The organism is Nocardia sp. NPDC051832, assembly GCF_040681285.1.
GTDB lineage: Bacteria > Actinomycetota > Actinomycetes > Mycobacteriales > Mycobacteriaceae > Nocardia.
On sequence record NZ_JBFAYL010000001.1, the window covers coordinates 275,214 to 289,165 of the forward strand.

At 65.0% G+C, this 13,952-nt stretch carries 11 protein-coding genes; all 11 read left to right on the forward strand.

The features are described from left to right. Positions 1-67 precede the first annotated feature (67 nt). On the forward strand, positions 68-1,273 hold the full coding sequence (locus AB0M14_RS01330) for a hypothetical protein (RefSeq protein ID WP_364986977.1): 1,206 nt from the start codon (positions 68-70) through the stop codon (positions 1,271-1,273). 75 nt (positions 1,274-1,348) lie between these two features. Next, on the forward strand, positions 1,349-2,572 hold the full coding sequence (locus AB0M14_RS01335) for a hypothetical protein (RefSeq protein ID WP_364986980.1): 1,224 nt from the start codon (positions 1,349-1,351) through the stop codon (positions 2,570-2,572). An 8-nt stretch (positions 2,573-2,580) separates the two neighbouring features. Next, positions 2,581-3,804, forward strand: a complete 1,224-nt coding sequence (locus AB0M14_RS01340) for a hypothetical protein (RefSeq protein ID WP_364986983.1) — start codon at positions 2,581-2,583, stop codon at positions 3,802-3,804. 10 nt (positions 3,805-3,814) lie between these two features. Beyond that, on the forward strand, positions 3,815-5,377 hold the full coding sequence (locus AB0M14_RS01345; RefSeq protein ID WP_364986987.1) for a protein kinase: 1,563 nt from the start codon (positions 3,815-3,817) through the stop codon (positions 5,375-5,377). Positions 5,378-5,438: 61 nt separating this feature from the next. After that, positions 5,439-6,641, forward strand: coding sequence for a hypothetical protein (locus AB0M14_RS01350; RefSeq protein ID WP_364986991.1), 1,203 nt, complete (start codon positions 5,439-5,441; stop codon positions 6,639-6,641). Beyond that, positions 6,638-7,810 carry a hypothetical protein gene (locus AB0M14_RS01355; protein WP_364986994.1) on the forward strand — a complete coding sequence of 391 codons (1,173 nt, stop codon included), beginning with the start codon at positions 6,638-6,640 and terminating at the stop codon, positions 7,808-7,810. The genes AB0M14_RS01350 and AB0M14_RS01355 overlap by 4 nt, the downstream gene beginning before the upstream one ends. Before the next feature lie 112 nt (positions 7,811-7,922). After that, on the forward strand, positions 7,923-9,086 hold the full coding sequence (locus AB0M14_RS01360) for a hypothetical protein (RefSeq protein ID WP_364986997.1): 1,164 nt from the start codon (positions 7,923-7,925) through the stop codon (positions 9,084-9,086). Continuing rightward, positions 9,079-10,284, forward strand: coding sequence for a hypothetical protein (locus tag AB0M14_RS01365; protein WP_364987000.1), 1,206 nt, complete (start codon positions 9,079-9,081; stop codon positions 10,282-10,284). Before AB0M14_RS01360 ends, AB0M14_RS01365 begins: the two co-directional genes overlap by 8 nt. Before the next feature lie 30 nt (positions 10,285-10,314). Continuing rightward, positions 10,315-11,538, forward strand: coding sequence for a hypothetical protein (locus AB0M14_RS01370; RefSeq protein WP_364987003.1), 1,224 nt, complete (start codon positions 10,315-10,317; stop codon positions 11,536-11,538). 13 nt (positions 11,539-11,551) lie between these two features. Then, positions 11,552-12,745, forward strand: coding sequence for a hypothetical protein (locus tag AB0M14_RS01375; RefSeq protein ID WP_364987006.1), 1,194 nt, complete (start codon positions 11,552-11,554; stop codon positions 12,743-12,745). A gap of 4 nt (positions 12,746-12,749) precedes the next feature. Next, positions 12,750-13,940: a hypothetical protein gene (locus AB0M14_RS01380; RefSeq protein WP_364987009.1), complete on the forward strand. Its 1,191-nt coding sequence runs from the start codon at positions 12,750-12,752 to the stop codon at positions 13,938-13,940. Positions 13,941-13,952 lie beyond the last annotated feature (12 nt).

The window sequence follows — 13,952 nt, forward strand, 5'->3', positions numbered from 1 at the left end:
GGTCGCTTATGGAGGCCGTTTTCCGGTAACTTCGAGGGGCACGTACGGGAGGAACGAGGGGCCTGTCATGGTTCGGATGTCGCGGGTCGCGATTGGTGCAGCGAGCCTGCTGGTGGCCGGAATGCTGACCGCGTGCAGCGGAGTAGCCGGCACTCCCACCGCGGGGGAACTGGATGTTCGCACACTGGAAGTCGGACCCTACCCGGTCGACCGGCACAAATACGACCAGAACGCGGGCGGTAAAGGCGCGCTGCTGGAAGGCATGCGGATGGCCGATACCGTCCCGCCGACGGTGAAGGTCGATTCCTCGCTCATCCACGGCCGCGGCAACACGGTCTTCACCGATACCGAAACCGCGATCGACTTCCTCGCGAACGTGTCGAAACCGATTCTGGAGAACCGGAAGATGATCGCGGGTTACGCCGCGAGCGGCGCCGACAAGGCGGATCCGGAGGGCACCACCCGGCCCGCGGCGGGCACCACCGCCCTCACCACGGTGGTGCTGCGTTTTCCCGACGAATCCGCCGCCAAGAACGCCGCCAAGGAACTCGAGGACGCCGATATCGGCGTCTCCCCCGACAATCGCAAGCTGCTGTCCACGAAATATCCGGACGCGTTCGTGCATTGGCGGCCCGGCATCGCCAACGCCGGCGCCTTCTACGCCCACAAGAGCTTCGTGATCTCGCTGTTCGTGGCGCGGCCCCGGGCCGACAGCACCGACCTCGTCAGCTGGGTGGACAAGACCCTGGCCGTGCAGATCCCGATCCTGGACGGTTTCCAGGCCACCCCGGCCGACAAACTCGATTCGCTGAAGGTCGATCCAGACGGCCTGCTGGCGCGCGTCGCCGTGCAGGACCGCAAGGAGCACACCCCCGACCCGCAGAAGTTCTCCATCTACGGCCCGAACCATTTCATCCACGACTCCGATGACGAGGCCCGGGCCGCGAAACTGCTGGAGGAGACGGGCGTCGACAAGTCCGCGAACGTCTCGGCCAGCACGGTGTTCCGGGCCCGCGACGACGCCGCCGCTCAGCAGTTGGTCCCCGGCCTGATCACCGAGGCGGGCGACAAGTTCGACTCGATCAACGCACCCGAGGACGTACCCGGCGCGAAGTGCTTGCGGCTCAACAGCAAAGGCGACAGCCAGCGTGAGTACAAGTACCGCTGCTACGTGCCGTACAAGCGGTATGTGGGCTTGGTGACCAGTGACAAGGAGTCGGACGTGCGGCAGAAGGTCGCCGCGCAGTACGCGCTGCTGGCCAACAGCTTGTGAGTAAACCCTCCCACTGGCACAGACCGTTCAGTCGCCTGTAGCATCCCCCGGGAGTTCGACCGGTGGAGGGGAATCATGCGATTCGGCATGGGGTGGAACGCGGTTCGTATCGCGAGCGCGATGGTCGCGGTGGCATTGGGCGCCAGTGCGTGCGGGTCGGAACAACCGGTGGCAGCGGCGGCGTTGCCGCCCGAGCCGGTGATCGATCTGAGCACGCTCGACGTGGGCAACCACCCGACCGCGCCGCGCGAATACGGCACGGTCAAGAACATGCAGCAGGCGAAGATCATCGAGGCCGAGCGGATGGCGAATTTCATTCCGCTCACCTCCGAGATCGATCCGCGGTTCAAGTTCGGTCACAAGGTCAGCCTGAATTCGCGCGTCTTCTTCGACCCGAAGCACTCGAATCTGGGCGACGCCATCAAACTGGACAAATTCGCCGAGGTCGCACCGGATTTCGTCACCGGCTTCGCCAGCGGCGGCACCACCGACCAAGAGATCCAAGGCATCGACCTGATGAATGTGGTCATGGTGTTCCCGGATGAGCAGAAGGCCGCGGAGATGGCGGTCGCGCTGGAGTTGTCCGACCGGAGCTACAACGACCAGAACGTGCCGGTGGAGATCCCGAAATACCCGGCGGCCAAGGCGCACTGGGTCCCCACCACGCAGTCCATCGGATCCTGGTTCGCGACCGGGAAGCTGGTCATCTACAGCTGGGTCTACGACTATCTGCGGATCGCGGCCGAGGTGGTGGACCAGAACGAATTGCTGACCCTGGTGCAGAAGAGCCTCGACGTCGTCGTGCCCGCCATGGCGAAATTCACGCCCACGCCGGTCGACCAGCTGATGAACCTGCAAATGGATATCGACGGGGTGCTCGGGCGCACCCTGCCGCGGATCGACGAGGAGTTGAATACCAACCCGCCCGGGGTCTACACCGGCCTGGCCGGGCTGCATTTCAGCGCTTCCCCGGGTACCTCCCGGCCGGAGTGGGAAGCGGCCGGGGTGGATCGATACGCCCAGGATCAGGCCCGCGTCTACCGAGCCCGGGATCGAGCGGCGGCATTGCGATTGTTCGAGCAGCAAGCCCAGCTGAACAAGACGGTGCGCAGCGCGGCCGCACCGAAGAATCTGCCGCAGGCCAAATGCTGGGAGTACGTCGGCAAGGACAAGTGGGTGATCCGCTTCTACTGCGCGGTGTCCTACGACCGCTATACCGCGCTCGTCTCCTCCCAACAGCTACTCGATGCCCAGCAACGGATCTCGGCGCAGTACGCACTGCTGACGACGGCGAAATGAGGAACCTGATGCGACGCGGCGCGACGGCGATCGCCGTCTTCGTGGTGGCGGCGGCACTCACCGCCTGCGGGTCGACGGTGTCCGGTACTTCGGCGCCCGGCGAAATCGATGTCCGCACACTGAATGTGGGCAAATACCAGACTGTGCCCTATCACGCGCACAACGACGAGATCGTGCCGATGTTCCACGTCAAGCGAGAACTCGCGACGATGCGGCTGGCCGAGCATGTGGCGACCGCCTACGACATCGATCCACGCCTGAAGACCGGGTACTGGCCGTACGCCATCAGCACCGGGGTACTGCCTGACGCCCTGGGACGCCGAGCGGATCTGGAGCCGATCGCGGTCCGTCACAAACTGACCTTCGGGTTGGTGACGAATGGTTCGGACAAGAGCTTCAGCCTCTCGGTCGGCACCGACGATTGGGCCACCAAGTCCGATGCCACGGAAACGATCGTCTCCTCGATGATCATGCAATTCCCGGATGCCGACCGCGCGAAGCTGGCCGCGCAGGAGTTCTACGACGCGAACTTCGCCGCGAGCCCGGACAACCAGCCGGTCACGTTGTCGAAATACCCTGCCGCGCATTCCTATTGGCGGCCCGGCACGCCGTTCCTGCGCACGATGCAGGCGCAGGGTTCCTTCGTTGTCGCGTTCCTGGTCTCCACTCCGGATGCCAGTCTGGACCCGTTGCGCGCGCTGGCCGAGAAGTCCTACGACACCCAGCTGCCGATGCTGGAGCGATTCCAGCCGATCCCGCTCATCGACGTGTTTCAGCTGCGCTGGGATCCCGACAATCTGGCCAGCCGTACGCTGGCCGACGATGACCTGACGCCGCGCCCGAGTTACACCAATCGCCTCGTCACCGCCGGCCGCCAGGGCATGCTGCACTTCGCCAGGAACCGGGAAGCAGCCAAAGCCAGTCTGGCCGCGCTGAATACAGACGCCTTCGGCATGAACGAGGAGAACCTGGTAGCGCGCACCCCGGATGCCGCGACCGCCCGGAAGGCGGTTACCGATCTGAGTGTCCCGTACGAGAAGGTGCGGGTGGCCGCGGCTCCGGCGAACGTCCCCGGCGCGGCGTGCGCGGAGACCAAGAACCCGAGGTTCAGGAACGGCCACTTCACCTGTGTGGTGGCCTATCACGAGTACGTCGGGATCGTCAGCTCCGCCAAGATCGACGACGTGCACCAGCGGGCCGCGGCGCAGTACGCGCTGCTCGCGAACAGCTGAGGAGAAACCCATGCGCCCAGGCACCATCGTCGGCGGCTACCGGATCGAGCGGGTGCTCGGCGCCGGCGGCATGGGCACGGTCTACCTGGCCCAGCACCCCAGCCTGCCGCGCACCGACGCCATCAAGGTGCTCAGCGCCGAGCACACCGCCGACGACGAATTCCGGGCGCGGTTCGAGCGCGAAGCGAATCTCGCCGCGGGACTGGATCATCCGAATATCGTCTCGGTGTACAACCGGGGCGAGGAGCACGGGCAGCTGTGGATCGCCATGCAGTACGTGCAGGGCACCGATGTCGCGGCCGTGCTCGAGCGCGATCCGCGGTCGATGAATCCCGTTCGCGCCCTGCGGATCATCACCGAGGTCGGCAAGGGCCTGGACTACGCGCACCGGAAAGGGCTGCTGCACCGCGACATCAAGCCCGCGAACTTCCTGCTCTCGCAGGAAGACGACGATGAAGAGCGGGTGCTGCTCACCGATTTCGGGGTGGCGAAGTCCTCCGACGACGCCAACGAGCTGACCCAGACCGGCACCTTCCTGGCCACCATCGCCTACGCCTCGCCGGAGCAGTTGTCCGGTGCGCGGCTGGATCCGCGCTCCGACATCTACAGTCTGGCCTGCTCGCTGTACAAGCTGCTCACCGGCCAGAACCCTTACCCCGGTGCGCAACCGGCGATGGTGATGATGGGTCACCTGCAACTGCCGCCGCCGCGGGCCAGCGCCGTGCATCCGGGTCTGCCCGCCGCACTGGACCAGGTGTTCGCCCGGGCGATGGCGAAGAATCCGGCCGAAAGATATGCCACCTGCCGGGAATTCACCGATGCCGCCGCGCGGGCGCTCGGCGGCGAGGCGCCGCCGCACACCTCCCCCACCTACCCGATCCAGACCGCCGCACCCAGCTACCCCGGGCCTTCGATGGCCCCGCCCACGGACCGCTGGACCTCGGAGCCGTTGCCGCCCAGCGACCTTCCGACGCCGGGGTCCAAGCGCTGGATCGCGATCGCCGCGGCGGCCGTGGTGGTCGTCCTCGCGATCGGGGGCAGCATCTGGTTCGCCGGGCGCGACACCTCCGGCGCCGCCACCGCGGCCACGCCGTCGGCCAAACCCAGCAGTTCGCTGCCCCCGAAAGAGCAAGCGCGCAGCGACAACCCGAAGTTCGCGGGCAAACCGATCCTGATGGTGAACATCACCGGCACCGGCCGCGACGACGAACCCGACATGGAGATCTTCCTCCCGCCCAGCCGCCCCACCGACTTCCTCGCCGAACTCGGCTTCGTCTACAACCAGTACTACGTCCCGAAGAAGGACGAGAAGTCCCTCCGTCCGGTCGCCAAGGACTCGTCCAGCACGGCTTTCAACGCCGTCACCTCCGGCTACATCATCGCGGTCCGCAGCGACGCCCGCGCGGGTGGCGGCGGGCTGCTGGGACTGCCGCACGGCCTGCTCACCGCCCGCGCCACCGTGCTGGTCGTGGACGACGCGCAAGCGGTCAACGCCCTGCGCTACTGGTCCTCGGATTCCGAGCAGGTGCTGCTCAACAAGCTCCTCCCGGTACTGAAGGCGGGGGTCCAGTAGGATCGCGGCAGCTGAACGAGTACCGGGGAGGAGCGCCGTGCCGAGGGGATTGCGTGCGGGCGTGCGGGTTTGGGGAACCGCGCTCGCCCTGCTGATTTCCGGCTGCGCCACGGTGCCGGGGCAAGCCCTGCCGGGGATGACGCCCGTGGATCTGGCGCGGTTGAATATCGGTGCGTTCGAGGCGAAGCCGGTCGATCAGGCGCCCGCGGCCGAGGACAAGCTCTCGGTCTTCCAGATCGAAGCCCGGCGCATGCTCGGCTCGCTCGTCGCACCGTTCGAGGTAGACGGCGAACTCGGCGAACTGATGGGCACCCATGTACTCGCCACCGGCACGGCAAGCATGTACAGCGAACTCGGGGCCAACCTGCCGCCGCAGTTCCAGCCGGTACTCGAGCGCAACTTCCTCATCGCCGGAGTGCTCACGACGCGGTCGAACGGCAACGCGCGCACGCTGAAAGGCCTTGCGGCAGGGATACTCCGGTTCCCGTCGGAGGCCATGGCGCAGACCGCCGCCAACGAACTGGACGCGGCCACCGGCGAATTCAAGCCGGACCGCCACGGCCTCGCCGTGCCGAGCTACCCGCAGGCGCGCGCGTCGGCGGCGGAGGCGGACCGCAAAGGCTACGTGTACGCCGCACGCGGACCGTACGTGGTGCTGGCCATGGCCACCCTCCCGGTCTCCGACCCGAATACCCTCGCGGCCCAGTTCAAGAAGACTCTCGACCTACAGCTCCCGAAGCTCGACAAGCTCACGCCGACCCCGGTGGACGACATCCTCGACCTGCCCACCAATCCCGACGCCATCATGCGGCGGGTGCTTCCCACGGTCACCGCCGCCACCGACCTGGACGTGCCACGCGAGTCGGTCGGCGTCTTCGAGCCGGCGGCGCATCTGCACTACGAACGCGACGGTTTCGCGCTGAAGCAGGTTTTCGCCGACACCGGCGTCGATCTCGTCGCGCGCAACGCCGGAATCGTCTACCGGACAGCCGATCTCGCGGCCGCCTTCAAACTCCAGAACGCACTGACCACCCTCGGTCCGGGCGATGAGCCGATCGCGAATCCCCCCGGCATCGCCGACGGCGAATGCGTGAAACTGGACCAGAGCGCACCGCCTTCGAACGTCCGATACCTGTGCGCGGTGGTCTACGGCAGATACGTCGGCGTCGTCGGCTCCCGCGGCAAGACCGGCGGCGGGCTGGACACCACCCTGTATCAGCGTGCCGCCGCGCAGTACTCGATCTTGGCAAAGAGCGAACGATGAACCTCTCGCGACACGGAATTCGAGCCGCACTCGCCGGGCTGACCGCTATCGCCCTGCTCGCCACCGCCTGCGGCAGCGGCAATGACGGAGCCCCCAATTCCGCCGACCCGGCGAAACTCGACGCCGGAAACTACCCGACCAGCCCCCGCGACCTGGAGAAAGAACGCACCGCGGAAACCGGCGCGTGGCAAGAAGCCATCAAACTGGGCAGCTTCGTGCCCCTGATGTCCGATCTCGACAGCCGTTTGGTGCATGGGCACAGCGGGGTCTCCGGACGAATCACCGCCCAGCATCCGCCCGTCACCTGGGTTACGCCCGCCGACAAGTTCTCCGAATTCGTCCCCGGCCTGGTCGCCGGCTGGCGCACAGCGGGCTCACGCCGCGAGAACAGCCAGCTGGGCTTGAACGCCGAACTCGCCCTGCTGCGCTTCGCGAACGCGGAACTGGCGGCCAACGCGGCCCGCGTACTCGCCGAGGAGACCCACAAGAAGTACCCGCCGAAGGGCCCCTTGGAGATCGCCGGATACCCCGGCCACACCTTCCTGTCCCAATACGACGGTGTCGAAACCTGGTTCCCCCGAGGCGATTTCGTCGTCAAACTCTACGTCGGCAACCCCCTCGCCACCCCACCCGACCCGGCCCCACTGCTCGATTTCGCCAAGCGAGCTCTCGACAAACAATTCGAGCTGCTCCAGGGCTACACCCCGACCGCAGCCGACAAACTGCCGGAAATCCCGCTCGACCCCGCTGGCATCCTCGCCCGCACCCTCCCGTCCACCCGCCCCGGCACCTACGAGGACCTGACCGGCGTCTACCCGATCGCCGCCGACCTGCACCTGCGCAACCGCCCCGACCTGATGAAACGGGCCTACGACGACGCCCGCGTCGACCTCATCGCCACCGCCGGTTCCCAGGTCTACCGCGCAGGCGACCCAGCCGCCGCCGAACGCCTCCTCGCCGCGCTCACCAACGGAATCACCACCACCCACTACCCCTACGACAGCCCGCCCGGCCTCCCGGAGGCCAAGTGCTACAAGGCCAAGAGCGGATCCGGCTTCGTCTGCTATCTGACCTATACGCATCTGCTGGCGGAAGTAGAAGCCGGACAGCCGGAGGACATGAATCAGAAGATGGCCGCGCAGTACAAACTGCTGGCACATGGCCGGTAGGGGCGGTCACGTAGGATCGCGCCGAGATCAGGCGTAAGGAGGGGCGGGAGTGAAGTTCGGGGGAACGACGCGAGCCCGAGGACGGGCGCTGGCGTTGCTTGCCATGGCGACAGTGGCGGGCGTGGGGTGTTCGTCTGCCACCATCGCGGGCAATCCGCAGCCGGGGATGACACCGGTTGATCTAACTGTGCTCAAGACCGGGGCACACCCACGGGAGCCCACCGAGTACGAACCCGATCTCGGCACATTTGCGGACGTACGGGATATCGAGGCGCATCGCACCCTCAACTACCTCGTGGTGCCGACCGACATCGACAATGACATCACGGAGGTCGGCAAGATCGAGTTGTTCTCTTCGCCGGAGTCGCCGTTCATCAGCAAAGTTCTCCCGGACAAGTACCGGCCCGCGCTGGTCGAGAACAACCTTCTTCTCGGTGTCTATGTCTCCCGGACCAACGCCGACCTCCGGAAACGGAAGAAGCTGATCGTCTCACTGCTGCGCTTTCCGACCGCCGCGATCAGTCAGAAAGCGGTGGCGGATTTGGCCCGCATCACCGATGCCGAGGGGGATCGCCATCCGATCGCGATCGACGGGCACCCCACTGCGAGCACCTCATCGGCCGACGACATCACCGCCATCTCGTTCATTGCCCGCGACCAGTTCGTCTTCCTGGTGAACGCCGGTGTCCCCCAAGCCGACCAAACCGGGCTGGCAGGAGTCGTCAAAAAGACCATCGATGAACAGTTCGCCCGGCTGACCCAGTTCAAACCCACGGCATTCGATGACGTACTCGACTCTCCAGTCGATCCGGACAGCATCATGCGCCGGGCGCTCCCCAAGGCGACTGATGCCACCGATCCGTTCTTCAGCGACGAGGACTTCGGAGCTCTGCAGCCTTCGGGCGCACTGCACTACGAACGCAATCCACTGCAAGTGCGGAAAGCGTTCGAGGAGAGTGGCGTGGATCTGGTCGGACGTCGAGGCGCGATCGTCTACCGGTCCCGGGACCTCGCAGCCGCGTTCCGTCTGCAAACCGTCCTCACGAAGGCTGGAAGGAACGACGAGGAGTTACCATCTCCGCCCGGGCTGCCCGATACTCGCTGCATCCGCCGGGACCAGATCGACGTGGTGCGCAACTTCGACGAGCTGTGTGCGGTGCTCCATGGGCGTTTCATTGCGATCGTGATGACCAAGTCGAAACTCGCCGGTGGGATCAATCCAGACCTGTACCCGCGAGCTGCGGCCCAGTATTCCGTGCTGGCGAACAGTGAGTGAGCGATCCATGCGCCGCCGAAATTTCGTTTGTGCCGCGATATCCCTTGCACTGGTCGCGATTCCCGGGTGTGGCGACGGCAATCGCGACCCCGGCCCAGTCGCGATTGACGTATCGATACTCGACTCCGGCAATTATCCGACGATTCCTCGCGATCTCGACAAGCTGCGGTTGACTCGCACTGGCGCATTCCTGGAGTCGATTCGGATCGGAAACGCCGCTCTTCTGCCCTTCGAGATCGATGGCAGGTACGCCTTTCAACGTCTCGTGACACCTGCACGCCCAGTCACCTCCGACCTTCCTCCCAGTATCGCCTCGCTGACTCGCGATGAATACCGCGAACTTGCGCAGGGGGTAGTGGCGGGCTGGGGAGCCAGCGCGGAACGCCGGCCACATTCCACCCTGACCAGCTCCGTCGAGACGGTGATCATACGGTTCTCCGACGCCGCACAGGCGGAAAAAACGGTCCGGCTGCTCGCCGATAGGCAACAGGCCAACGCACCCGGCGAACCGGCCACAATCCCCGGATTCCCCAATGCGCGCGCCAAAATAACGGCAGGCAAGGACTACCTCGATGCTTGGTTGACCGACGACACGACGGCGCTGTACGTGCACGCCAACGACCCTATGAACGAGCCCTTCGATCCAGCACCCTTCATCGAATTCACGCAAAAATTCTTCAAGCAGCAGCTCGAAGCCTTGCGGCAATACGTACCGACTCCAGCCGACCAACTCGCATCGCTGCCGATTGATGTGGACGGGATGCTCAGCCGCACGCTGCCATTGGAAGACACGCAGATGCGGAATGGCGTGGACACCTCGGCGCTGCAACCCAGCCGAGCGGCACTACATTTCACCCACTTCCCGGCCCGCACGAGCGCGGCATTCACGGATGCCGGTGTCGATCTGGTCGCGGACTCCGCGTCGCTCGTGTATCGAGCCCGCGACAACGACAGCGCTACACGTCTGATGGCCGCGTTGATCGACCAGCGGCTCGACGGATGGACTCCGGCAGACAGCCCACCGAATCTCCCCGGAGCGAAGTGTTTCGAAACCAAGAACAAGAAGCTCAACTTGTCACGGTTCGCACCGACCTGTTTTCTGGTCTACGACAGGATGGTCGCGACGATGACTGCGCCGAACGTGCAACAACTGCATCAGAAAACCGCCGCACAGTACAAACTGCTGGCCCACAAATAGGACAGATCACTCGTTGTCACGGGGAGACACATGACGCAAAGCAACAGACCGATTCCAGCACGGGCGATCACGGCGATACTCCTCGCGGCGATGCTGACCGTCGGTGTCGGCGCATGTGGCTCGGTCGTATCCGGCACTGCCCTTCGGGCACAACCCGACATCTCGAAGCTCGATGTCGGCAACTATCAGTCGAAGCCACGACAGATCGGGAATGCCAAGAACGACAGGCAAGCTCGCGCGCGGGAAGCCCAACGGCTGGCCGACTTCGTCATCCTGCCCTACGAGGCCGATCCCACTTACGTACAGGATGTGTGGATTCGAACCCACATCGTGCTCAATCGGAAGACCCTCGGCAACCTGGTCATCAACGACACTTTCGATGATGTAGCAAAGGATTTGGTGGCCGGCTGGGTGAACGCGTGGTCCACGGCTCCAGTGGACGAGAAGCAACGTACGGCGAATATCGCGGTGCTGATGTTCCCCGATGCGAAGACTGCCCAGGAGGTCGGCCCAGCACTGGAGCACGACGACTTCACCTACAACCCCGACAACCAACCGGTTTCGATCACCAAGCACGGGAGTACCTACGCGCACTGGCGCCCGGGCATATCGTCCATCGGTTCCTGGACAGTGCACGACCGCTACGTCATTTTCATCAAGGTCACGGACGACACAGCGGCGCCCGACCTGCCTGCCCTGAGCGGGCAGGTCGAGAGACTGCTCGACGCGCAGATACCCCTGCTGAGCAAGTTCGTCCCGACACCGGCGGCCGAGCTCTCCCGAATCCCGCTGGACCCGTTCGGCGTCATGGGGCGAACTTTGCCCGGCAACCCGGAGTCACAGTTCCGGCCCGAGCCGGATAGCTTCTACACCGGACGTGGCGCCTTGACCGTGTTCTCTCGCCCTAGCCCCGACACCCTGTCCGAGCTCGAGCGCGCGGAGCTCGAAACCGTATCCTTCGGCAGCGCAGTGGTGTTTCGCAGCCGCACAGCCAGGGGCGCCGACGCACTCTGGGACAGCTGGAAACTGTCCAAGGACATCGGCGAGAACCAGAAGCTCGTTGCCCCACCGTCAGGTCTCGAAGACACGGCCGAATGCCTGGCCGAATACGCTGGTTCTGGTGAGAGCCAGACCTTGATAGGGCATCTCTGCATTCTTCGAGTCGATCGCCACGTAGTGCAGGCCCGTAGTAAGCAGCTCCCTGATCTGCATCAGCGAATCGCCGCCCAATACGCGCTACTCACCAGCAACTGAGGACAGTCCGACGATGAAGCGTTTGTGGGCATGCGCCGCAATAACTCTCGCGCTGACGACCGGCTGCTCGGCTGTCATCGACGGGCACCCTGAGCCGGGGATGTCACCGGTCGATGTCGCAGTTCTCCGGACCGGCGGATTCACCAAGGAACCCGCGCCCTACCAGCCCCGGTTCACCGACGCCTCCGATGTGCGGCTGATCGAATCGCGCCGGATGCTGGACTTCCTGGTGCACCCCTTCGATGTGGACAGTGAAATCACCAGCCCAGGCACGGTCAGGTTGTTCAACGATCCAGCCAGTTTGGTGGACGAGGCCTTTCCCGAGCAGTACAAACCGGTAGCCGAGAAGTTCGATCTGCTCGCGGGGGTCTATGTTTCGCGCACCAATGGCAATCTGCGTAGCCGGAAGCGCCTGATCATCTCGGTGATGCGGTTTGCCACCGAAGCCGACAGCAAGAATGCCAGGGACGAGTTCGTCCGGATCGCCGATACCGACGGCACGGCGCACGCGATTCCCATCGACGGTTATCCCGAGGCACGCGCCACGTCGGTCGCTGATATCAACGCGACGGTCTATCAGGCCCACGGTCCCTATGTCATCGCGGTCAATGCCGGACTACCGCACCCGGATCCCGCCGCGCACGCCGCCGTCTTCAAGAAGGCGCTCGACCTGCAGATCCCGCTGCTCGACAAGCAGAAACCGGTGCCGCTCGACGATCTGCTGGACCTGCCGGTGAACCCCGACGGAATCTTGCGGCGTGCGGCTCCGCCCGCGAAGGACTACAGCGATCCGTTCTTCGACAAGGACGACTTCGGCCACTATCAGCCCGCCGGGATGCTGCACTTCGAGCGCAATCCATTGCAAGTGCGCAAGGCATTCGAGGAAGGCGGCGTCGACTTGATCGGCCGCCAGGCGGGAACGGTCTATCGAACTCGGGATCTCGCCGCGGCTTTCCGCTTACAACTCGCGTTGACCATCGCCGAGCGAACCGATGAACCCATCGACCCGCCTGCCAATCTGCGCGACGCACGCTGCCTGCGTTTGGATACTCGCGACTTCAACCGCCACCACGACGTCCTCTGCGCGGTCGTATTCGGCCGGTATGTCGCGGTGGTCGTGGGCATCGCACGGAGCAGTGTGGGTTCGGATCCCAGAATGTTCGAGCGGGTCGCCGCGCAATACTCGATTCTGGCGAAGAGTGAGTGAGGACATGGCGCGACGGTTAGCCGCAATGCTCGCGGCAGCGGTTTTCGCGGTGAGCGGGTGCGGCGGCGACGCCGAGCCGACATCGGCTGCACCGCAGGTTGATACATCGAAATTGGATCCGGGCAACTACCCGACCACTCCCCTCGACCTCGAGCAATCGAGAACCGATGCGACCGGATTGAAGCTGGAAGCGATCCGCATCGCCAGCGTGACTCCACTGCTGATGGAAATCGATAATCGGCTCGTCTTCGAACCGGCAACGTATGTCAGCCGCCTGGTCGTCCCGCCGAACGTGGAGAGCTTCCTGGGCACCCCGGTGACACCCGAGGGATTCGACGCCGTCGCACCGGGTCTGTTGTCCGGCTGGTATACCAGGGGTTTACGCCGCGCCGATATGTCGCTCGGCCTGCGCGCGACGCTGTACACGCTGCGCTTCTCGACCGCCGATCAGGCCGCGTCCGCGGTGCGGCAGCTGGGCGACAGGATGACCGGGGACCCGGTCACGATCCCGAATCACCCTGCGGCGCGGGCCACCGCACTGGCCGAGCACGCGATACTCGACCCCTGGCTGAGCGCCTGGCTGGCGCACGGCGATCTGGTACTTCATGTGGAAATCAACGATCCACTGACCCGCCCCTTCGACCCGGGCAACTTGGCCACGCTCGCGCAGCGGATCTTCGACGCGCAGATCGCGGCGCTGCAGAACTTCGCACCGACGCCGGCGGACCAGGTGCGGTCCCTGCCGCTGGATGTCGACGGGCTGCTCAGTCGCACGCTGCCGATGGAGGAAGGCCAGCGATCCGGCGGGATGGACCCTTCGGCGCTCTATCCCGGACAAGCGGCGCTGCACATCGAGAACAAGCCGAATCTCGCGAAGGCCGCATTCGAGGATTCCGGCGTGGACTATGTGACAATCGCGGGCACCCGGGTCTACCGCGCGCGGGATGCCGCGAGTGCGACGCGCCTGAGCGCGGCACTACAGGCGCAGTCCGCCGACCAGTACGCCCCGATCGAAAGCCCCCCGAACCTGCCCGGAGCGCAGTGCCTCGAACTCACCGACAAATACGTGTACACCAGTAAGCACGTCTGCTGGATAACGGTGGGCCGCTATGTCGCGCGTGTGCCACACGCGAATGTGCAGGGCGTCCACCAACGAACATCCGCGCAATACATCCTGCTCGCGAACGGGGTCTGACGGCCTCGGGAC

Excerpts from the sequence above, each read along its gene's own strand:
- AB0M14_RS01330 (WP_364986977.1), top strand. The coding sequence starts at position 68 with ATGGTTCGGATGTCGCGGGTCGCGATTGGTGCAGCGAGCCTGCTGGTG.
- AB0M14_RS01335 (WP_364986980.1), top strand. The coding sequence starts at position 1,349 with ATGCGATTCGGCATGGGGTGGAACGCGGTTCGTATCGCGAGCGCGATG.
- AB0M14_RS01340 (WP_364986983.1), top strand. The coding sequence starts at position 2,581 with ATGCGACGCGGCGCGACGGCGATCGCCGTCTTCGTGGTGGCGGCGGCA.
- AB0M14_RS01345 (WP_364986987.1), top strand. The coding sequence starts at position 3,815 with ATGCGCCCAGGCACCATCGTCGGCGGCTACCGGATCGAGCGGGTGCTC.
- AB0M14_RS01355 (WP_364986994.1), top strand. The coding sequence starts at position 6,638 with ATGAACCTCTCGCGACACGGAATTCGAGCCGCACTCGCCGGGCTGACC.
- AB0M14_RS01370 (WP_364987003.1), top strand. The coding sequence starts at position 10,315 with ATGACGCAAAGCAACAGACCGATTCCAGCACGGGCGATCACGGCGATA.
- AB0M14_RS01375 (WP_364987006.1), top strand. The coding sequence starts at position 11,552 with ATGAAGCGTTTGTGGGCATGCGCCGCAATAACTCTCGCGCTGACGACC.
- AB0M14_RS01380 (WP_364987009.1), top strand. The coding sequence starts at position 12,750 with ATGGCGCGACGGTTAGCCGCAATGCTCGCGGCAGCGGTTTTCGCGGTG.